The sequence below is a fragment of the Methylibium sp. genome (assembly GCF_035762065.1).
Lineage (GTDB): Bacteria > Pseudomonadota > Gammaproteobacteria > Burkholderiales > Burkholderiaceae_C > Methylibium.
In genome coordinates this window covers 28,129-47,375 of the sequence record NZ_DASTPW010000003.1, presented here as the reverse complement: position 1 = coordinate 47,375, position 19,247 = coordinate 28,129, and the positions used below count along the sequence as shown (strand labels likewise).

18 protein-coding genes are annotated in these 19,247 nt (G+C 68.2%); 1 reads left to right on the top strand and 17 read right to left on the bottom strand.

The window, feature by feature from the left end; translation table 11 throughout:
- Positions 1-2: 2 nt before the first annotated feature.
- The 17 genes from accD to VFR90_RS01755 all read right to left on the bottom strand — a co-directional run bounded on the left by accD (position 3) and on the right by VFR90_RS01755 (position 18,036).
- Positions 3-875 carry an acetyl-CoA carboxylase, carboxyltransferase subunit beta gene (gene accD / locus VFR90_RS01835; protein ID WP_326404255.1) on the bottom strand — a complete coding sequence of 291 codons (873 nt, stop codon included), beginning with the start codon at positions 873-875 and terminating at the stop codon, positions 3-5.
- Positions 872-1,720 (bottom strand): tryptophan synthase subunit alpha, encoded by an 849-nt coding sequence (gene trpA, locus VFR90_RS01830; protein ID WP_326404253.1) that lies wholly within the window; start codon positions 1,718-1,720, stop codon positions 872-874. Before trpA ends, accD begins: the two co-directional genes overlap by 4 nt.
- The gene (gene trpB / locus VFR90_RS01825) at positions 1,717-2,964 is read right to left on the bottom strand and encodes a tryptophan synthase subunit beta (protein WP_326404252.1); all 1,248 of its coding nucleotides are present in this window, start codon (positions 2,962-2,964) and stop codon (positions 1,717-1,719) included. Before trpB ends, trpA begins: the two co-directional genes overlap by 4 nt.
- Positions 2,965-2,982: 18 nt before the next feature.
- Positions 2,983-3,681, bottom strand: coding sequence for a phosphoribosylanthranilate isomerase (locus tag VFR90_RS01820; protein WP_326404251.1), 699 nt, complete (start codon positions 3,679-3,681; stop codon positions 2,983-2,985).
- Positions 3,682-3,688: 7 nt separating this feature from the next.
- On the bottom strand, positions 3,689-4,471 hold the full coding sequence (gene truA, locus VFR90_RS01815; protein WP_326404250.1) for a tRNA pseudouridine(38-40) synthase TruA: 783 nt from the start codon (positions 4,469-4,471) through the stop codon (positions 3,689-3,691).
- A gap of 67 nt (positions 4,472-4,538) precedes the next feature.
- Complete coding sequence (locus tag VFR90_RS01810; protein ID WP_326404249.1) at positions 4,539-7,079, bottom strand: motility hub landmark protein FimV; 2,541 nt, start codon at positions 7,077-7,079, stop codon at positions 4,539-4,541.
- Positions 7,080-7,333: 254 nt separating this feature from the next.
- The gene (asd, locus tag VFR90_RS01805) at positions 7,334-8,467 is read right to left on the bottom strand and encodes an aspartate-semialdehyde dehydrogenase (protein ID WP_326404248.1); all 1,134 of its coding nucleotides are present in this window, start codon (positions 8,465-8,467) and stop codon (positions 7,334-7,336) included.
- 70 nt (positions 8,468-8,537) lie between these two features.
- Positions 8,538-9,617, bottom strand: a complete 1,080-nt coding sequence (gene leuB, locus VFR90_RS01800) for a 3-isopropylmalate dehydrogenase (protein WP_326404247.1) — start codon at positions 9,615-9,617, stop codon at positions 8,538-8,540.
- 1 nt (position 9,618) lies between these two features.
- A complete protein-coding gene (leuD, locus tag VFR90_RS01795; RefSeq protein WP_326404246.1) occupies positions 9,619-10,281 on the bottom strand; it encodes a 3-isopropylmalate dehydratase small subunit in 663 nt (220 codons plus the stop codon).
- Positions 10,281-11,702, bottom strand: coding sequence for a 3-isopropylmalate dehydratase large subunit (leuC, locus tag VFR90_RS01790; protein WP_326404245.1), 1,422 nt, complete (start codon positions 11,700-11,702; stop codon positions 10,281-10,283). Before leuC ends, leuD begins: the two co-directional genes overlap by 1 nt.
- Positions 11,703-12,166: 464 nt before the next feature.
- Positions 12,167-13,477 (bottom strand): citrate synthase, encoded by a 1,311-nt coding sequence (locus VFR90_RS01785; protein ID WP_326404244.1) that lies wholly within the window; start codon positions 13,475-13,477, stop codon positions 12,167-12,169.
- A gap of 73 nt (positions 13,478-13,550) precedes the next feature.
- Positions 13,551-13,841, bottom strand: a complete 291-nt coding sequence (locus VFR90_RS01780; protein WP_326404242.1) for an FAD assembly factor SdhE — start codon at positions 13,839-13,841, stop codon at positions 13,551-13,553.
- A gap of 22 nt (positions 13,842-13,863) precedes the next feature.
- Positions 13,864-14,568, bottom strand: a complete 705-nt coding sequence (locus tag VFR90_RS01775) for a succinate dehydrogenase iron-sulfur subunit (RefSeq protein ID WP_326404241.1) — start codon at positions 14,566-14,568, stop codon at positions 13,864-13,866.
- A 7-nt stretch (positions 14,569-14,575) separates the two neighbouring features.
- On the bottom strand, positions 14,576-16,372 hold the full coding sequence (gene sdhA / locus VFR90_RS01770; RefSeq protein ID WP_326404240.1) for a succinate dehydrogenase flavoprotein subunit: 1,797 nt from the start codon (positions 16,370-16,372) through the stop codon (positions 14,576-14,578).
- A gap of 4 nt (positions 16,373-16,376) precedes the next feature.
- Complete coding sequence (gene sdhD, locus VFR90_RS01765; protein ID WP_326404239.1) at positions 16,377-16,739, bottom strand: succinate dehydrogenase, hydrophobic membrane anchor protein; 363 nt, start codon at positions 16,737-16,739, stop codon at positions 16,377-16,379.
- A 15-nt stretch (positions 16,740-16,754) separates the two neighbouring features.
- Complete coding sequence (gene sdhC, locus VFR90_RS01760) at positions 16,755-17,189, bottom strand: succinate dehydrogenase, cytochrome b556 subunit (RefSeq protein WP_326404237.1); 435 nt, start codon at positions 17,187-17,189, stop codon at positions 16,755-16,757.
- Positions 17,190-17,274: 85 nt separating this feature from the next.
- Positions 17,275-18,036 carry a GntR family transcriptional regulator gene (locus VFR90_RS01755; RefSeq protein WP_326404236.1) on the bottom strand — a complete coding sequence of 254 codons (762 nt, stop codon included), beginning with the start codon at positions 18,034-18,036 and terminating at the stop codon, positions 17,275-17,277.
- A gap of 195 nt (positions 18,037-18,231) precedes the next feature.
- On the opposite strand from VFR90_RS01755, the gene VFR90_RS01750 reads away from it, so the two are divergent.
- Positions 18,232-19,218: a malate dehydrogenase gene (locus VFR90_RS01750; RefSeq protein WP_326404235.1), complete on the top strand. Its 987-nt coding sequence runs from the start codon at positions 18,232-18,234 to the stop codon at positions 19,216-19,218.
- Positions 19,219-19,247: the final 29 nt, after the last annotated feature.

Genomic DNA, 19,247 nt, shown 5'->3' with positions numbered 1-19,247 from the left:
CTTCAGGCCACCGCGTCGGCGCTCTGCCGCTGCAGCATCGCCAACAGCCGCGCGACGGTGCCGCGCAGCTCGCGGCGGTCCACGATCATGTCGATCGCACCCTTGTCGAGCAGGAACTCGCTGCGCTGGAAGCCCTCGGGCAACTTCTCGCGCACGGTGTTCTCGATCACGCGCGGGCCCGCGAAGCCGACCAGCGCCTTCGGCTCGGCGATCACCGCGTCGCCCATGAAGGCGAAGCCGGCGGAGACGCCGCCCATCGTCGGGTCGGTCAGCACGCTGATGTAGGGCAGCTTCGCCTTCGCCAGGCGCGTCAGCGAGGCGTTCGTCTTCGCCATCTGCATCAGCGACAGCAGCCCTTCCTGCATGCGCGCGCCACCGGTCGCCGTGAAGCAGACGAAAGGGGTCTTCTGGTCGAGCGCAGCCTCGACGCCCCGCACGAAGCGCTCGCCGACCACCGAGCCCATCGAGCCGCCCATGAACTCGAACTCGAAGGCGGCAGCGACGACCGGCAGCGTGTGCACCGCGCCACCCATCACCACCAGCGCGTCGGTCTCGCCGGTGGCTTCCATGGCCTGCTTGAGGCGCTCGGGGTACTTCTTGCTGTCCTTGAACTTCAGCGGATCGACCGGCACGACTTCCTGTGCGAGCTCGAAGCGACCTTCCGGATCGAGGAAGCCGTCGAGCCGCGCACGCGCGCCGATGCGGTGGTGATGGCTGCACTTGGGGCAGACGTTCTGGTTCTTTTCGAGGTCGGTCTTGTAGAGCACCGTCTCGCAGGCAGGGCACTTGATCCACAGGCCTTCGGGCACCGAGCGGCGCTCGGTCGGGTCGGTTTGCTGGATCTTCGGCGGCAGCAGTTTTTCGAGCCAGCTCATGCGGGCGTTCTCCTTGCGGGCTGGGATGCAGCACGCGGCGCGTCGAGCGCGGCGCGGATCGTGGCGATGAAGGCGGCACCGGCGGCGGCAACGGTGTCGCGCGGCTCGGCTTCGAGGATCTGGATCAGACGCGAGCCGATCACGACCGCATCGGCATGCTCGGCGACCGCGCGCGCGCTTTCGGCATCGCGGATGCCGAAACCGACGCCCACCGGCACGCGCACGTGCTCGCGGATGCGCGGCAGCATCTGCGCGACCGCGGCGGTGTCAAGGTGGCCGGCGCCGGTCACGCCCTTGAGCGACACGTAGTAGACGTAGCCCCGCGCGATGCGACCGACGAGCCGCATGCGGCGCTCGGTCGAGGTCGGCGCGAGCAGGAAGATCGGGTCGAGCGAGAAGCGTCCGAGCGTCGCGGCGAAGGCCTCGCATTCTTCCGGCGGGTAGTCGACGACGAGCACGCCGTCGACGCCGGCGTCCTTTGCGTCGTGCGCGAAGCGGTCCTTGCCGTGGCCGAGCTCGTAGCGCTCGATCGGGTTCGCGTAGCCCATCAGCACGACGGGCGTGGCCGTGTTCTTCGCGCGAAAGCCGCGCACCATGTCCAGCACCTGCGCCATGCCGATGCCTTTGGCCAGCGCGCGCTCGGAAGCCTTCTGGATGACGGGGCCGTCGGCCATCGGGTCGGAGAAGGGCACGCCGAGTTCGATCACGTCGGCGCCGGCTTCGGCGAGCGCGAGCATGAGGTCCACGCTCGCGTCGGGGTGCGGATCGCCGGCGGTCACGTAGGGAATCAGCGCGCACTGGTGGCGCGCCTTCAAGACCTCGAAGGTGGCGGCGATGCGGCTCACGCTGCACCTCCCTTGAGCTTCTGGCCTTGGCACGAGGGCCGGCAGTAGAAGCTGGCACCGGAGAGATCGGCGATGGTGCCGATGTCCTTGTCGCCGCGGCCGCTGAGGTTCACGAGCAGGTGCTGGTCGGGCGCAAGCGTCGGCGCGAGCTTCATCGCGTACGCGACCGCATGGCTCGATTCGAGCGCCGGGATGATTCCCTCGGTGCGGCACAGCCGATGGAAGGCGGCGACGGCTTCGTCGTCGGTGATGCCGACGTATTCGGCCCGGCCGATGTCTTTCAGGTACGCGTGCTCGGGGCCGACGCCGGGGTAGTCGAGGCCGGCCGAGACCGAGTGCGTCTCGGTGACCTGCCCGTTCGCGTCCTGCAGCAAGTAGGTGCGGTTGCCGTGCAGCACGCCGGGCGCGCCGCGTTGCAAGGAGGCCGAGTGCTTGCCGCTGTCGAGGCCCAGGCCGGCCGCTTCGACGCCGATCAGCCGCGTGCCTTCGTGGCCGATGTAGGGATGGAAGATGCCCATCGCGTTGCTGCCGCCACCGACGCACGCGATCACCGCATCGGGCTGGCGGCCGATCTGCGCGGGCATCTGCTTCAGGCACTCTTCGCCGATCACCGACTGGAAGTCGCGAACCATCTCGGGATACGGGGTGGGGCCGGCGACGGTGCCGATGATGTAGAACGTGTTCTCGACGTTCGTGACCCAGTCGCGCAGCGCTTCGTTGAGCGCGTCCTTCAGCGTCTTGCTGCCCGATTCGACCGGCACGACCTTGGCGCCCAGCAGGTGCATGCGGTAGACGTTCGGCGACTGCCGCGAGATGTCCGCGCTGCCCATGTAGACGATGCACTCGAGCCCGAAGCGCGCGCAGATCGTCGCGGTGGCGACGCCATGCTGGCCGGCGCCTGTTTCGGCGATCACCCGCGGCTTGCCCATGCGCTTGGCGAGCAGCGCCTGGCCGATCACGTTGTTGATCTTGTGCGCGCCTGTGTGGTTGAGATCCTCGCGCTTCAGGTGGATCTGCGCGCCACCCAGTTCGCGGCTCAGGCGCGCCGCGTGGTAGATCGGGCTCGGCCGGCCGACGAAATGTGCGAGCTCGTGCTTGAACTCGGCGACGAACTCGGCGTCCGCGCGATAGCGCGCGTAGGCGTCCTTCAGTTCGTCGAGCGCGTGCACGAGCGTCTCGGCGACGAAGCTGCCGCCGTAGATGCCGAAATGGCCGGTAGCGTCGGGTTGCTGGTAGGCAAGCATGGTGGAACGGTTTTTCGATTAGGTCGGGGCTCGACTGCCCGGCCCCGTCGCCTGCACTGAGGCTTCGATTAAGGCATCGGCAGCGCGCACCGCGTCGCAGAACCGGCGCATCGCCGCGTGATCCTTGATGCCCTTTTGACCGGGACCGGAACGCTCGACGCCGGAGCTCACGTCAACGGCCCAGGGCCGGACATGCGCAATCCCATCGCCCACGTTTGCAGGACTCAACCCACCAGACAAAACGAGCGGAGGGAGGTCGCGCGCGAGGCCGGCTGCTTGCGGAACGAGGGACCAATCGAAGACCTTTCCGCCACCGCCGTAGCCCTCGACGTGGGCATCGAGCAAGATGCCGCGGGCTTGGCGAAAACGAGCCGCGAAGTCTAGCAAAGCGAAACCTTCGGTCACACGCGCCGCCCTCAGGAACGGGCGCTGCGGCCAAGCGCAGTCCTCGGGCGTTTCGTCGCCGTGGAACTGCAGCACCAGCGTCGGCATCGCGCGGCAGGCGGCGGCGATGTCGTCGGGCGAGGCGTTGACGAACAGCCCGACCGGCGCGACGAACGGCGGCAGCCGGCGTGCCAGTTCGGCGGCGCGGTGGATGCTGACCGCGCGCGGGCTCGGCGGGTAGAGCACGAAGCCGACCGCGTCGGCGCCCACCGCCACCGCCGCGTCGATGTCGTCTTCGCGAGTCAGACCGCAGATCTTGATGCGCGTACGCATGGGCTCATCAGGGCAGCCAATCGAAGGCCGGCGTGCGCTCGGGCAGCGCGAAGCCAGCATCGTAGTGCGGGCCCAGGAAGTACAGCCCCGCAGCGGCGAAGGTCGGTGCGGCGCGCTTGCGGTCGCGCGACGCAAGCACCTCGCCGACCCAGCTCGGCGCTTGCCTTCCCTGCCCCACCGCGATCAAGCATCCCATCAGGTTACGCACCATGTGATGAAGGAAGGCGCTGGCCTCGAAGTCGAAGCGCCAGTAGGCGCCGTGGCGGCCGATGTCGATCGAGCGCACATGCTTCACCGGGCTCGCGGCCTGGCACTCGGAAGAACGAAAGGCGCTGAAGTCGTGCTCGCCGATGAGCAGCGCCGCGGCCGCGCGCATCGCGTCGGCGTCGAGCGGCCGGAACACCCAGGCCGCCTGGCCTGCTTCGATCGCCGGGCGCACCGCCGACTCGAGCACGATGAACGCATAGCGCCTTCCGGTCGCACTGTTGCGCGCATGGAAGTCGTCGGCGACGGGCCGGCACCACTGCACCGCGATGTCGGCCGGCAGGTAGCGGTTGCTGCCGCGGACCCAGGAAAACTCGTCGCGCTCGACTTCGGCATCGAAGTGCACGACCTGGTTCAGCGCATGCACACCGGCGTCGGTGCGGCCGGCGCAGACGGTGCGCAGCGGTCGGTCGGCGAAGCGCGACAGCGCGGCTTCGACGTGGTCCTGCACCGCGCCGCCGCCGCGCTGGCTCTGCCAGCCGAGGTAAGCACCGCCGCGGTAGGCGATGCCCATCGCAAGCCTCACGGCGCGTCCTGCGAGCGGGAGCCGCCTTGGTCGACGCGGCCGGCGCCCGGGCGCCGGGCCGCGTCGCTCAGCCGATCTCCTTCAGCATCGCCTGCGCTTTGGTCTTCAGTGCGCCGGTCGATTGCGCGACCACCTCCTGCAGCAGGTCGCGTGCGCCTTCGGTGTCGCCGATCTGCTTGAACTCCTCGGCAAGTTCGATCTTGCGTTGCAGGTTCTCGTCGCCGCCGGTCGGCTCGTCGCCGAGGTTCAGGTCGGGCAGTGCCTCGTCGGATTCATTGCCGAGGTCCACGCCCGACTTGGTGTCGAGTTGCAGCGAAGGCAGGTCGAAAGCGAAGTCGTCCCTGGCCGGCTGGATCGGCGCCGAGACCGGCGGCTCGCTGCGCAACGGCTGCGTACGCTCCGGCATCGGGCGGTCGCCGGCATCGAGCGTCGAAGGCGTCGAAACATCGAGATCGAGGTCGATGCTCGGCTGCGGCGGCAGTTCGGAACGCTCGGCGTCGAAGCGCGACGGCGTCGGCAGGATCGACTGCGGCATCGTGCTGGCGCCGAGCGCCTCGACGACCGCCCCGCCATCCATGTCCATGCCGACGGGCGAACCGCCGGGCTGGTACATCGGGTTTTCGGGGTCGATGCCCAGGCCGAGCTGCTGGGCGCGCAGCCAGTCGTCGCTGTCGGCGCCGGCCAGTGCATAGAGCTGGGTGGCCAGCATCTCGAAGCCCTTGGTGTCGCGACGCTTGGCGTAGACCTCGAGCAGCTTGAGGCGGATCGCCATGCGCTCGGGGTTCGCGCGCATCGCTTCCTTGAGGATCTCCTCGGCCTGAAGGTCGCGGCCATAGGCAAGGTAGACGTCGGCCTCGGCGACCGGATCGACGTCGCCGATCGCATCGAGCTGGCTCAGCGAGTAGCTCATCGACGAGGGCACGCCGGTGGCGTCGCGCGTGTCCACGCGCTGCCCGCCGCTGGCGCCGAAGAACGAGTCGGGCTGCAGGCGGCTTTCGAGGAACGAGGTTTCGCCGCTGTCGCGCTTGCCCTGGCGCATCCGGTAGAAGCCGAAGCCGGCCAGCAGCACGGCGACGAGCGTGCCGGGCAGCACCAGCGGGTTGTCGAGCAGGCCGTCGACGAAGCTCGGGCCCTCGGCAGCCGGCGCAGGCGTCGGAGCTGCCGGCGCCGACGTGGGCTCGGCGGCTGTCGGCGCAGGGGCAGGCGCAGGCGCGGGTTCGCTGACGACCGGCGCAGCAGGCGCTTGGGCCGGCGCGGGCGCAGGAGCCGGCTCAGGCGGCGGCGGCGGCGGCGGCGGCGGGGGCGGCGGCGGCGGGGGCGGCGGGAGCGGCGGCGGCGGCGGAGTCACCGCCGGCGCGGTCACCGGCGCCGCGGCCGTCGGTGTCGGAGCTGGCGCCGGGGCCTTTGCCGGCGGCACCACCGGCACCGCCACCCCCGGCTTGCCCGTGCCCCCAGCGCCAGCGCCTGCGCTGGCGGCGGTGGCTCCCTGCAGCTTCTTCAGGTCCTCGACGTTCTTCGCAAGCTCGGCCACGCGGGTCGCGCTGTCTTTCGTTTCCCTGCTCTTGGCAAGCTGATCTTCGGCGCCGGGCATGCTCGCACCGACGGCGCCCTTGGTCAGCGTGAGCTTGTCCGGGGTACCGGTCGCCGCGGTCTTGCGGTCCTGCACCTCGGCTTGAACCTTGCCGCCGGCGCTGCGGCCGCTGTCGGGTGCGACCGTGGTCGGCACGCCCGACGCGAGCTTCTGGCGGTAGGTGCTGAAGTCGGAACTCTGAGCCTGGATGGTCTGACGCACCTCGCCGGGCGTCATCGCCTTGGCCTGCTCGGCGCTCGGCACCGTGAGCACCACGCCGGCCTTGAGCCGGTTAATGTTGCCCATGAACGCGTCGCCGTTGGCGCGGTAGAGCGCGGCAAGCATCTGGTCGAGCGAAGCGCCCTGTCGCTGCACGCGCGCTGCGATCTTGTAGAGCGAGTCGCCTTTCTGCACTTCGTACTGGTCGATGTCGCCGGCGGCGACAGCGGCCTTCGGCGCAGCGGGCCGCGGCGCAGGCGAAGCCGACGCCGCCGGGCGCTCGGCGGTTCTCGGCGCAGGAGCGGGAGCCGGCGGCGTGGCCGGCGCCGGAGTGATCAGCGCGGGCGCCGCAGGCGCGGCGGCCGGCGGCGCAGCCCGCGCGACCGGCGGGTCGAACAGCAAGGTGAATTCGCGCACCAGCTTGCCGGATGACCAGCTGATGTCGAGGATCACATCGACGAAGGGCTCCTGCACCGCGCGATCGCTGGCGATCTTCAGGTAGGGCCGGCCGTCGGCGCGGCGCTGCAGCGAGACGTTCGCGGTGGCGAGCGCGGCGTTGTAGTCGACTCCGGCGGTGCGGTAGGCCTCGGGTGCCGCGACGCGCACCTTCAGGCTGGCGGCCTCTTCGGGCGTCAGCGAGGTGACGTCGATCTCGGCCTTCAGGCTCTCGCCGAGCGACGACTGAACGGAGAGCCGTCCCAGGGCCAGCGCGGCCGCGTCGAGCGGCATCCAGCCGGCCACCGCCACCGCCGCGGCAGCGATGGCATGCAGCGCGCGCGGCCCGGCCACGCGGCGTTCGCGACGGGTAGGTTTCTTCAAGGCTTCTCCCGGGGTCGTGTCAGGTTCATCGAGCGAGCGGCTGGTGAAAGCGGCAGCCGGCGCGGAACTCGTGCTTCGGAGGGGCAGCCCTCGGCGGCGCGAGTGTGCCGCACGGAAGACTTGGAAATTGACAATAACAGCGAGGAGATACGCTGACAAGCTCATGCAGCGCGTGACGTTCTGCCCAGTGTCTCGCCCGACGTGGCCGCCCCGCTCCGCCGACGCGATGCACGGATCCGCAAGCCCGCCGCGCCTCACGCCTCCAGCAGGATTCGCAGCATCCGACGCAGCGGCTCGGCCGCGCCCCATAGGAGCTGGTCGCCGATGGTGAAGGCGCCGAGGTACTGCGGCCCCAACGCAAGCTTGCGCACGCGACCCACGGGGATGTTCATCGTGCCGGTCACCGCCACCGGCGTGAGCTCGCGGACCGTCGCCTCGCGCGTGTTCGGCACCAGCTTCGCCCAGGCGTTGTCGTTCGCGATCAACGCTTCGATATCGGCCAGCGGCACGTCCTTCTTCAGCTTGATCGTCAGCGACTGGCTGTGGCAGCGCATCGCGCCGACGCGCACGCAGATCGAATCGATTGCCGTCGCTGCGCTCGCGAACCCTGCGCCGCGGCCAAGGATCTTGTTGGTCTCGGCGGCGCCCTTCCATTCCTCCAGGCTGGTGCCGTCGCCGCGGTCGCTGTCGATCCAGGGGATGAGGCTGCCGCCGAGCGGCACCATGAAGTTCTTCGTTTCCTCGGCCGTCAAGCCACGCTGCGTCGCGGCGACCTGGCGATCGATCTCGAGGATCGCGCTGGCCGGGTCGTCGAGCAGCGCCTTCACCGAAGCGTTCAGCGTGCCGTACTGCGTCAGCAGCTCGCGCATGTGCGCCGCGCCGCCGCCGCTCGCGGCCTGGTAGGTGGTGGCCGTCATCCACTCGACCAGGTCCGCCTTGAACAGCGCACCGACGCCCATCAGCATGCAGCTCACCGTGCAGTTGCCGCCGATGTAGTCGCGCACGCCCTTTGCGAGCGCGTCCTTGATCACCGGCAGGTTGACCGGGTCGAGCACGATCACCGCGTCGTCGTTCATCCGCAGCGTCTTGGCCGCGTCGATCCAGTAGCCCTTCCAGCCGGCCGCGCGCAGCCGCGGGTAAACGGCCTTGGTGTACTCGCCGCCCTGGGCCGTGATGACGATGTCGCAGCGCTTGAGCTGTTCGATGTCGTTCGCATCCTGCAAAGCCGCTTCGTTCTTCGCGAAGGCAGGCGCCTTGCCGCCCGCGTTGCTCGTGCTGAAGAACAGCGGCTCGATCAGCGCGAAGTCGCCTTCGGCCTGCATGCGCTCGAGCAGCACCGAGCCCACCATGCCGCGCCATCCCACCAGACCCACCAAGGTCGTTGCCATGTCGATCTCTCTCGTCTTCGAATGAGTGAAGTGCCGTGGCGCGGTGCGCCAAACGGCCGTCGCTGTCGGATCAGCCCTGGGTTTTGAGACGGGCGACCACGGCGTCGCCCATCTCCTTCGTGCCGACCTTACGGCTGCCCTCGCTCGCGATGTCGGCGGTGCGCAAGCCGTCGGCGAGCACGCCCTGCACCGCCGCTTCGATGCGCGCGGCGGCCTCCGGCTGGTTCAGGCTGAAGCGCAGCATCATCGCCGCGCTCAAGATCGTCGCGAGCGGATTGGCGACGCCTTTGCCGGCGATGTCGGGCGCGCTGCCGTGGCTCGGCTCGTACAGCCCCTGCTGCCTGGCGTTCAGCGACGCGCTCGGCAGCATGCCGATCGAGCCGGTCAGCATCGCGGCCTCGTCGCTCAGGATGTCGCCGAACATGTTGCCGGTGACGATCACGTCGAAGCTCTTCGGCGCCTTCACCAACTGCATGGCGGCGTTGTCGACGTAGAGGTGGTCGAGCTTCACGTCCGGGTACTGGGCGTGCACCTCGGTCACCACGTCCTTCCAGAGCTGGAAGGTCTCGAGCACGTTCGCCTTGTCCACGCTGGTAAGCCGGCCGCCGCGCTTGCGGGCCGCCTGGAACGCGACATGCGCGATGCGCTCGATTTCCGGGCGGCTGTAGCGCATCGTGTCGAAGGCTTCTTCGGCGCCTGGGAAGTGCCCGTCGCTCGCGGTGCGGCGCCCGCGCGGCTGGCCGAAGTAGATGTCGCCGGTGAGCTCGCGAATGATCAGGATGTCGAGACCGGCGACCAGCTCCGGCTTCAGGCTCGACGCATGCGTGAGCTGCGGGTAGCAAATCGCCGGGCGGAAGTTGGCGAACAAGCCGAGGCTCTTGCGCAGGCCGAGGATCGCCTGCTCCGGGCGCAGCGGCCGATCGAGCTTGTCGTACTTCCAGTCGCCGACCGCGCCGAACAGCACTGCGTCCGCGGCCTGCGCGAGCGCAAGCGTCGCCTCCGGCAGCGGATGGCCGCTGGCCTCGTAGGCGGCGCCGCCGACCGGCGCGCTCTCCAGCTCGAAGCGCAGATCCAGCGCATGCAGCACGCGCAGCGCCTCGCCGACGATCTCGGGGCCGATGCCGTCACCCGGCAGCACGGCGATCTTCATCTCAGGTCCTCGTCGTCATGGAAGGCGTGTTCGCGAGCCACGGCCGGCGCAGCAGGCGCTCGGCCTCGAAGGCGCGGATCTTGTCGGCGTGGCGCAGCGTCAGGCCGATGTCGTCGAGCCCGCCGAGCAGGCACTGCTTGCGAAAGGGCTCGACCTCGAAGTCCAGTTCCTCGCCGTCGGGCTTGACGATGCGCTGGCGCTCCAAGTCGATCGTCAGCGCATAGCCGACGAAGGCCGCGACTTCCTCGAACAGCCGCGCGACCTGCAGCTCGGGCAGCACGATCGGCAGCAGGCCGTTCTTGAAGCAGTTGTTGAAGAAGATGTCGGCGTAGCTCGGCGCGATCAGCGCGCGAAAGCCGAACTGCTCGATCGCCCACGGCGCATGCTCGCGGCTCGAGCCGCAGCCGAAATTGCGGCGCGCGAGCAGCACCGAGGCGCCGCGATAGCGCGGCTGGTTCAGCACGAAGTCCGGGTTCGGCCGGCGCGCTGCCGGGTCCTGGCCCGGCTCGCCGTGGTCGAGGTAGCGCCACTCGTCGAACAGGTTCGGTCCGAAACCGGAGCGCTTGATCGACTTCAGGAACTGCTTCGGGATGATCGCGTCGGTATCGACGTTCTCGCGGTCGATGGGCGCGACGAGGCCCTTGTGGACGGTGAAGGCGTGCATCACGAGATCCTCCGCACATCGACGAAGTGGCCTTCGATCGCGGCAGCCGCAGCCATCGCCGGGCTGACCAAATGCGTGCGACCGCCCTGCCCCTGCCGGCCTTCGAAATTGCGGTTGCTCGTCGAAGCGCAGCGCTCGCCGGGTTCGAGCCGGTCGGCGTTCATCGCAAGGCACATCGAACAACCGGGCTCGCGCCATTCGAAGCCGGCGGACTTGAAGACCGCGTCAAGTCCTTCGCGCTCGGCCTGGGCCTTGACCAGGCCCGAGCCCGGCACCACCAGCGCCTGCTTGACGCTGCCGGCCACCCGCCCGCCCAGCTTGCGCACCACCGCCGCGGCCTCCCGCAAATCCTCGATGCGCGAGTTGGTGCACGAGCCGATGAAGACCTTGTCGATGCGCACGTCGGCCAGCGGCTGATTGGGCTCGAGCGCCATGTACTGCAGCGCGCGTTCGATCGCGCCGCGGCGGCTCGCGTCCTTCTCGCGGTCGGGGTCGGGCACGCGGTCCTCGATCGACAGCACCATCTCGGGCGAGGTGCCCCAGGTGATCTGCGGGCGGATCTGCGCGGCGTCGAGCTCAACCTCGCGATCGAACACCGCGTCTGGGTCGCTGTGCAGCGTGCGCCAGTAGGCGACCGCCTGATCCCAGGCCGCGCCTGTGGGGGCGAACGGGCGGCCCTTCACGTAGGCGATCGTCGTCTCGTCGACCGCGACGAGGCCGGCGCGCGCGCCCGCCTCGATCGCCATGTTGCACACCGTCATCCGACCTTCGACGCTGAGCGCGCGGATCGCCGAGCCGGCGAACTCGATCGTGCAGCCGGTGCCGCCGGCGGTGCCGATCCTGCCGATGATCGCGAGCACGATGTCCTTCGCGCCGCAGCCCTTCGGCAGCGTGCCTTCGACGCGGATGCGCAGGTTCTTGGCCTTCTTCGCGAGCAGCGTCTGCGTCGCGAGCACGTGCTCGACCTCGCTGGTGCCGATGCCGTGCGCGAGCGCGCCGAAGGCGCCGTGGGTGCTGGTGTGGCTGTCGCCGCAGACGACCGTCATGCCGGGCAGCGTCGCGCCCTGCTCCGGGCCCATCACATGGACGATGCCTTGGCGCGCATCGAGGAAGGGAAAGTAGGCCGCGGCGCCGAAGGCCGCGATGTTCGCGTCGAGCGTAGTGACCTGCTGGCGCGAGATGGGGTCGGCGATGCCGTCGTAGCCGCGCTCCCAGCCGGTGGTCGGCGTGTTGTGGTCGGCGGTCGCGACGATCGAGCTCACGCGCCAGACCTTGCGCCCCGCGAGGCGCAGCCCTTCGAAGGCCTGCGGACTCGTCACTTCGTGGACGAGATGCCGGTCGATGTAGAGCACCGAGGTACCGTCGGGCTCGGTGTGGACGACATGTTCGTCCCACAGCTTGTCGTAGAGGGTGCGGCCCATGTGGCGATGCCTGCGCAAGGAAGACCGCGATTTTATGGGGCGGTGCCTTCCAGGACGCAGGGCCCGCAAGGCGGCAACGAAAAGGGCCCGGCCGCGGCCGAGCCCTTCGGGAAGCGGCCCCGAGCGGCCTACCAGCCGATGTCGCGCAGCAGCTGGAAGCTGCGGTCACCAGGCGCCCTGATCACCTGCGGCAGGTGGCGGCCGACCCGATCGAGGCCTGCCACCGGGGACATGCCGTCGCCTGGATCGCAGGCGGCAGCGGCACGAGACCCCGCGGGACAGCGCGGCCTGAACATGCCGCAGCCAGTATGTCGATGGCTCGCCGCTGCGCACTGCGCGGGAATTCCCGAGCGTCGCGCACGAGCGACTGCACCGGCCGCGCGCAAAAAGGAAAGGCCTCCCGGCCGAAGCGGGGAGGCCTTGCGCGGCGTCGCGGAGGCGGCGCCTGGCGCGCGACCCGGCGGTTAACGCGCGGCGATCGGCTTCACGTCGCGCGGCGTCGCGCCGACGAACAGCTGGCGCGGGCGCCCGATCTTGTACTCGGGGTCACCGATCATCTCGTTGAGCTGCGCGATCCAGCCCACCGTGCGCGCCAGCGCGAAAATCGCGGTGAACAGGCTCACCGGGATGCCGATCGCGCGCTGCACGATGCCCGAATAAAAATCGACGTTCGGGTAGAGCTTGCGGCTGACGAAGTAGTCGTCCTCGAGCGCGATCTTCTCGAGCGCCATCGCCAGCTTGAACAGCGGGTCGTTCTGCAGGCCCAGCTCGTTGAGCACCTCGTGGCAGGTTTCCCGCATCAGCTTCGCGCGCGGGTCGTAGTTCTTGTAGACCCGATGGCCGAAGCCCATCAGCTTGATGCCCGAGTTCTTGTCCTTCACCTGCGTGATGAACTCGCCGATCTTCGCGACGCCGCCCATTTTCTGGATGTCGCCCAGCATGTTCAGCGCCGCCTCGTTGGCGCCCCCGTGAGCCGGGCCCCACAGGCACGCGACGCCGGCCGCGATTGCCGCGAAGGGGTTGGTGCCAGAGCTGCCGCACAGGCGCACCGTCGAGGTCGAGGCGTTCTGCTCGTGATCGGCATGCAGGATGAAGATGCGATCGAGCGCGCGGACCAGCACGTCGTTCGGCTGGTACTCCTCGCACGGCGTCGCGAACATCATCCGCATGAAGTTCGCCGTGTAGCTGAGGCTGTTCTTCGGGTAGACGTAGGGCTGGCCGACGGTGTACTTGTAGGCCATCGCCACCAGCGTCGGCATCTTCGCGATCAGGCGGATCGCCGCGATCTCGCGATGCTCGGCGTTCGTGATGTCGGTGCTGTCGTGATAGAAGGCCGAGAGGGCACCGACGAGGCCGGTCATCACCGCCATCGGATGCGCGTCGCGGCGGAAACCGCGCAGGAAGAACTGCATCTGCTCGTTGACCATCGTGTGGTGGGTCACGCTGGTCATGAAGCCCTTGAGCTCGGCACCGGTCGGCAGATCGCCCTTGAGCAGCAGGTAGCAGGTCTCGAGGAAGTCGCACTTCTCCGCAAGCTGCTCGATCGGGTAGCCGCGGTACAGCAGCTCGCCCTTGTCGCCGTCGATGTAGGTGATCGCGCTCTGGCAGGCCGCCGTGCTCAGGAAGCCGGGGTCATAGGTGAACTTGCCGGTCTGCGCGTAGAGCTTGCGGATGTCGATCACGTCCGGACCGACGCTGCCCTTGTAGATGGGCAAGTCCATGCTCGGGCTGCCGTCGGAAAACGACAGGGTGGCTTTGACGTCGGACGGTGTCATGGCGATTCCTAGTTGGAGGCAGCGAGAGACGAACGAAAAGCGGACGGGCTCGCGCGAACGGCCCAGCAGGCGATCAGGGGCGCGGCGGCCGGCGCATCAGTTCCAGCACGCGCCGGACCTGCGGCAGTGCGAGCGGGCCTTCGGGTTCCCGTCGGCGCAGCAGCAGATCGAGCAGGTCGTTGTCGGCCAGCTCCATCAGCGCCTCGATCGCATGGGCCATCGGGCGCGTGATGGCGCCGCCGTGCGCGGCGAAGAAGCGCTCGATGAGCAGATCGTTCTCCAGCAGGCCGCGCCGGCAGCGCCAGCGCAGCTTGCCGATCTCGGCGGCGCTCAACGGCGCTTCGTGCGCGACGACGGTTTCCATGACGGCGCAGGGACTTGTCCGCTCAGATCGCGCGGCGAACCATCAGCTCCCGGATCTTGCCGATCGCCTGCGTCGGGTTCAGCCCCTTCGGGCAGACGTCGACGCAGTTCATGATGGTGTGGCAACGGAACAGCCGGTACGGGTCTTCGAGGTTGTCCAGCCGCGCGGCGGTGGCTTGATCGCGGCTGTCGGCGATGAAACGGTACGCCTGCAGCAGGCCGGCAGGGCCGACGAACTTGTCCGGGTTCCACCAGAAGCTCGGGCAGCTCGTCGAGCAGCTCGCGCACAGGATGCACTCGTACAGGCCGTTGAGTTCGTCGCGTTCCTCCGGGGACTGCAGGCGCTCCTTCTCGGGCGGCTGCTCGTCGTTTACGAGATAGGGCTGGATGGAGTGGTACTGCTTGAAGAACTGCGTCATGTCCACGATCAGGTCGCGGATCACCGGCAGGCCCGGCAAGGGTTTGAGCACGACCGTCTCGGGCAGGTTGCGCATGTTGGTCAGGCAGGCCAGACCGTTCTTGCCGTTGATGTTCATCGCGTCGGAGCCGCAGACACCCTCGCGACACGATCGGCGGAACGACAGCGTCGGGTCGATCGCCTTCAGCTTCATCAGCGCGTCGAGCAGCATGCGTTCCGAGCCGTCGAGCTCGACCTGGAGCGTCTGCATCCGGGGCTTGGCGTCCGCGTCGGGATCGAAGCGGTAGATCTGGAAGGTGCGCTGGGTCATGGCGGCTTCAGAAAGTACGGACCTTGGGCGGGATGCTCTCCACGCTCATCGGCTTCAAGTTGACCGGCTTGTAGTCGAGCCGGTTTCCTTCGCTGAACCAAAGGGTGTGCTTCATCCACACCTCGTCGTTGCGGCCGTTCGGGTGCTCGGGCGTGTCGCCGTAGTCGTTGACCGTATGCGCGCCGCGGCTTTCCTTGCGGGCCGCGGCCGAGACGATCGTCGCCTTGGCGGACTCGATCAGGTTCTCGACCTCGAGCGCCTCGACGCGAGCGGTGTTGAACACCTTGGACTTGTCCTTCAAGCCGATGGCGTTCACGCGCTCGGCGATCGCGGCGATCTGCTTGACGCCTTCGTCGAGCATCGCCTGCGTGCGGAAGACGCCGGCATGCTTCTGCATCGAAGTGCGGATGTCGCCGGCGACGTCCTGCGCGTACTCACCGGAGGTCGCGCTGTCGAGCCGAGCGAGGCGCGCGAGCGTCCTGTCGGCGGCGTCCTTGGGCAGCGGCTTGTGCGACTTGCTCTTGTCGGCGAACTCGACGATGTGGTTGCCGGCCGCGCGGCCGAAGACGAGCAAGTCGAGCAAGGAGTTGGTGCCGAGCCGGTTCGCGCCGTGCACGCTGACGCATGCGCATTCGCCGACCGCATAGAGCCCGTTGACCACCGAGTTCGGGTTGCCGTCCTTCGGCACGACGACCTGACCGTGCACGTTGGTCGGCACGCCGCCCATCTGGTAGTGGATGGTCGGCACCACCGGGATCGGCTCCTTAGTGATGTCGACGTTGGCGAAGTTGTGGCCGATCTCGTAGACGCTGGGCAGGCGCTTGAGGATCGTGTCGCCGCCGAGATGGGTCATGTCGAGGTGGATGTAGTCCTTGTCGGGCCCGCAGCCGCGCCCTTCCTTGATCTCCTGGTCCATGCAGCGCGAGACGAAGTCGCGTGGCGCAAGATCCTTCAGCGTCGGCGCGTAGCGCTCCATGAAGCGCTCGCCGTGCACGTTGCGCAGGATCGCGCCTTCGCCGCGGCAACCTTCGGTCAGCAACACACCGGCACCGGCGACGCCGGTCGGATGGAACTGCCAGAACTCCATGTCCTCGAGTGGCAAGCCGGCCCGCGCCGCCATGCCGAGGCCGTCGCCGGTATTGATGAAGGCGTTGGTGCTCGCCGCGTAGATACGACCGGCGCCGCCGGTGGCGAGCAGCACCGTCTTGCCTTGCAAGATGTGCACGTCGCCCGTTTCCATCTCGAGTGCGGTAACGCCGACCACGTCGCCGTCCGCGTCACGGATCAGGTCGAGCGCCATCCACTCGACGAAGAACTGCGTGCGTGCCTTCACGTTCTGCTGGTACAGCGTGTGCAGCATCGCGTGGCCGGTGCGGTCGGCCGCGGCGCAGGCACGCTGAACCGGCTTCTCGCCGTAGTTCGCGGTGTGGCCGCCGAAGGGGCGCTGATAGATCGTGCCGTCGGGGTTGCGGTCGAACGGCATGCCGAAGTGCTCGAGCTCGTAAACGACCTTCGGCGCTTCGCGGCACATGAACTCGATCGCGTCCTGGTCGCCGAGCCAGTCGGAGCCCTTCACCGTGTCGTAGAAGTGGTAGTGCCAGTTGTCCTCGGACATGTTGCCGAGCGAGGCGCCGATGCCGCCCTGCGCAGCCACCGTGTGCGAGCGGGTCGGGAACACTTTGGTCAGCACCGCCACGTTGAGGCCGGCGCGCGCGAGTTGCAGCGAGGCGCGCATGCCGGAGCCGCCGGCCCCGACGATCACGACGTCGAAGCGGCGGGTGGCAAGAGATGCGGTCGTCGTCATCGGATCAAAGCCTCCACAGCACCTGCACGGCCCAGCCGGTGCAGGCGACCAGCCAGGCGATCGAGAACACCTGAAGCACCAAGCGCAGCGCGACCGGCTTGATGTAGTCCATCCAGATGTCGCGCATGCCGACCCACGCATGCCAGGCCAGCGCGACGATCGTCACGAGGGTGAGCAGCTTCATCCACTGGGCGGAGAAGATGGCCGCCCAGCGGTCGTAGCCGAGCGGACCGCCGAGCAACACCTGGGCGATCAGCACGACCGTGAACAGCGCCATCAGCGCCGCCGTCACGCGCTGGCTGAGCCAGTCGCGCATACCGTAATGCGCGCCGACGACAACGCGCTTCGAGCCGTAGCTTGGGTTCATCGCTGGCTGCCTCGATCAGAAGAACAGCTTGGCGCCAAGCGCCAGCGTCAACAGCGTGCTCGCAGCGAGCGTGACGAGCGCCGACATCCGGCCCATCGCCTTGCTCGTGGCAGCGTGGCTCAGGTCCATCCAAAGGTGCCGCAGCCCGGCGATGAAGTGCATCAGGTAGGCCCAGATCAGCCCGAGCACCACCAGCTTGACGAAGAAGCCTGGCACGAAGCCGAGGCCGCCGACGAAGGCGTTGGTGAAGCGCTCATAGCTCAACTCGGTGCTGAGGCTCACGTCGAACAACCAGACCACGAAGGGCAGCAGCAGGAACATCAGCGCGCCGCTGATGCGGTGAAGGATCGACACCCAGCCGGCCGGCGGCAGCTTGTAGCGGGTCGCATCGACGAGCCGCATCGTGCCCGGCCTCGACTTGACCGACTGCTGTTTCAGTGCTTGAGCCATATCCCCCGCGTCTTCGTTGTTCGCAACCGCGGAAGTCTATTGCAACGCAGCAGATTTGCAGGCGCGGTGGTCGGCTGCGGACCGTTCAACTGAGCTCGTTTCGATAGTGATGCGCCGAGGTGTCGTAGAGGCCGCGACGCAGTTCGACCGGCTTGTCGCCGTAGGTAAGGGCGCGACGCTCGACGCTGAGCAATGGCATGCCCTCGGACACCCCGAGCAGCGGCGCTTCGAGCGCGCCCGCGGCCACCGCGCGCACCTTCTCTTCGGCGCGGATCATGCGCACGCCGAACTCCGCCTCGAAGAAGGCGTAGAGCGCGCCACGGTACTGCGCCAAGCGCTCGGCCGTCAGGCCCTTGAACAGCGTGCCGGGCAGCCAGATGTCCTCCAGCACCACCGGGCGCCCATCAAAGCGCAGCAGCCGCCGCGCCTGGATCACCGGATCGCCGGGCCCGAGCCCCAGGCCGCGCGCGATCTCGGCCGGTGAGCGCAGGCGCCGGCAATCGAGCCACTCGCGCTGCGTCGGCGCAGGCCGCCGGCCCGCGTCGCTGACAAGGCGCAGGAAGCGGTACTGAATGTCCTCTTCGGCATGCGTCGCGACGAAGGTGCCTTTGCCCTGGCGTCGCACGAGCAGGTTTTCGGTTGCCAGCTCGTCGATCGCCTTGCGCACCGTGCCCTGGCTTACCTTGAAGCGGGCGGCGAGCTCCACCTCGCTCGGGATGGCCTCGCCGGGCTTCCATTCCCCACCTTGCAGACTCCGCAGGATCAGCGCCTTGATCTGCCGGTACAGCGGGCTGAACGCCGGACCCTGTGGCTCACCTTCCTGGTTCGACGACGCGAGGGCAGACATCCCCTCATTGCATCACAGCGACCCCTTCGATGCCAGGTTTAACGTAGAAGATGTCTTATATAAGACAGCGCCATGTCGGGCCCCAGCGCCTTGGCGGCTTGTGGACGACACCTACACTCGCTCCCTCGCTGCGGCGCCTCGTCGACGCGCCCCGGCCACGCTGCTTTCTTCTTCGTCCCACCCCCGGAGCCCTCCATGAGCAAGACCCCCGTTCGCGTCGCCGTCACCGGCGCCGCAGGCCAGATCGGCTACGCGCTGCTGTTTCGCATCGCCTCCGGCGAGATGCTCGGCAAGGACCAGCCGGTGATCCTTCAACTGCTCGAAGTGCCCGACGAGAAAGCGCAAAAAGCCCTGAAGGGCGTGATGATGGAATTGGAGGATTGCGCCTTCCCGCTGCTGGCCGGCATGGAAGCGCACGGCGATCCGATGACCGCGTTCAAGGACACCGCCTATGCGCTGCTCGTGGGCTCGATGCCCCGCAAGGCCGGCATGGAGCGCTCGGAGTTGCTGTCGATCAACGGCAAGATCTTCATCGGCCAGGGCAAGGCGCTGAACGCCGTGGCCGATCGAAACGTCAAGGTGTTGGTCGTCGGCAATCCAGCCAACACCAACGCCTACATCGCGATGAAGAGTGCGCCCGATCTGCCGCGCAAAAATTTCACCGCGATGCTGCGGCTGGACCACAACCGCGCCGCCAGCCAGATCGCGGCCAAGACCGGCAAGCCGGTGGCCGGCATCGAAAAGCTTGCGGTGTGGGGCAACCATTCGCCGACGATGTATGCCGACTACCGCTTTGCGACGATCGGCGGCCAGTCGGTCAAGGAGCTCATCAACGACCCGACCTGGAACAAGGATCAGTTCCTGCCCACGGTCGGCAAGCGCGGCGCCGCGATCATCGAGGCGCGCGGCCTTTCGTCCGCCGCATCGGCTGCGAACGCGGCGATCGACCACATGCGCGACTGGGCTCTCGGCACGCATGGCAAGTGGGTCACGATGGGCGTGCCGAGCAATGGCGAATACGGCATCCCGAGCGACGTGATGTTCGGCTACCCGGTCACTTGTGCCGGCGGTGAATACAAGATCGTCGAGAACCTCGAGATCGACGCCTTCAGCCAAGAGCGCATCAACCTCACGCTCAAGGAACTGCAGGACGAGCAAGACGGCGTGAAGCACCTGTTGTGAAGTTCGACGGTGGCGTGCGTTCTTCACGC

Coding starts and splice junctions, on each gene's coding strand:
- sdhC (WP_326404237.1), bottom strand. CDS start 17,189: ATGGCTCAAGCACTGAAACAGCAGTCGGTCAAGTCGAGGCCGGGCACG.
- VFR90_RS01780 (WP_326404242.1), bottom strand. CDS start 13,841: ATGGAAACCGTCGTCGCGCACGAAGCGCCGTTGAGCGCCGCCGAGATC.
- trpB (WP_326404252.1), bottom strand. CDS start 2,964: ATGCTTGCCTACCAGCAACCCGACGCTACCGGCCATTTCGGCATCTAC.
- sdhD (WP_326404239.1), bottom strand. CDS start 16,739: ATGAACCCAAGCTACGGCTCGAAGCGCGTTGTCGTCGGCGCGCATTAC.
- leuD (WP_326404246.1), bottom strand. CDS start 10,281: ATGCACGCCTTCACCGTCCACAAGGGCCTCGTCGCGCCCATCGACCGC.
- VFR90_RS01820 (WP_326404251.1), bottom strand. CDS start 3,681: ATGCGTACGCGCATCAAGATCTGCGGTCTGACTCGCGAAGACGACATC.
- VFR90_RS01785 (WP_326404244.1), bottom strand. CDS start 13,477: ATGACACCGTCCGACGTCAAAGCCACCCTGTCGTTTTCCGACGGCAGC.
- accD (WP_326404255.1), bottom strand. CDS start 875: ATGAGCTGGCTCGAAAAACTGCTGCCGCCGAAGATCCAGCAAACCGAC.
- VFR90_RS01755 (WP_326404236.1), bottom strand. CDS start 18,036: ATGTCTGCCCTCGCGTCGTCGAACCAGGAAGGTGAGCCACAGGGTCCG.
- asd (WP_326404248.1), bottom strand. CDS start 8,467: ATGGCAACGACCTTGGTGGGTCTGGTGGGATGGCGCGGCATGGTGGGC.
- leuC (WP_326404245.1), bottom strand. CDS start 11,702: ATGGGCCGCACCCTCTACGACAAGCTGTGGGACGAACATGTCGTCCAC.
- VFR90_RS01775 (WP_326404241.1), bottom strand. CDS start 14,568: ATGACCCAGCGCACCTTCCAGATCTACCGCTTCGATCCCGACGCGGAC.
- VFR90_RS01750 (WP_326404235.1), top strand. CDS start 18,232: ATGAGCAAGACCCCCGTTCGCGTCGCCGTCACCGGCGCCGCAGGCCAG.
- leuB (WP_326404247.1), bottom strand. CDS start 9,617: ATGAAGATCGCCGTGCTGCCGGGTGACGGCATCGGCCCCGAGATCGTC.
- sdhA (WP_326404240.1), bottom strand. CDS start 16,372: ATGACGACGACCGCATCTCTTGCCACCCGCCGCTTCGACGTCGTGATC.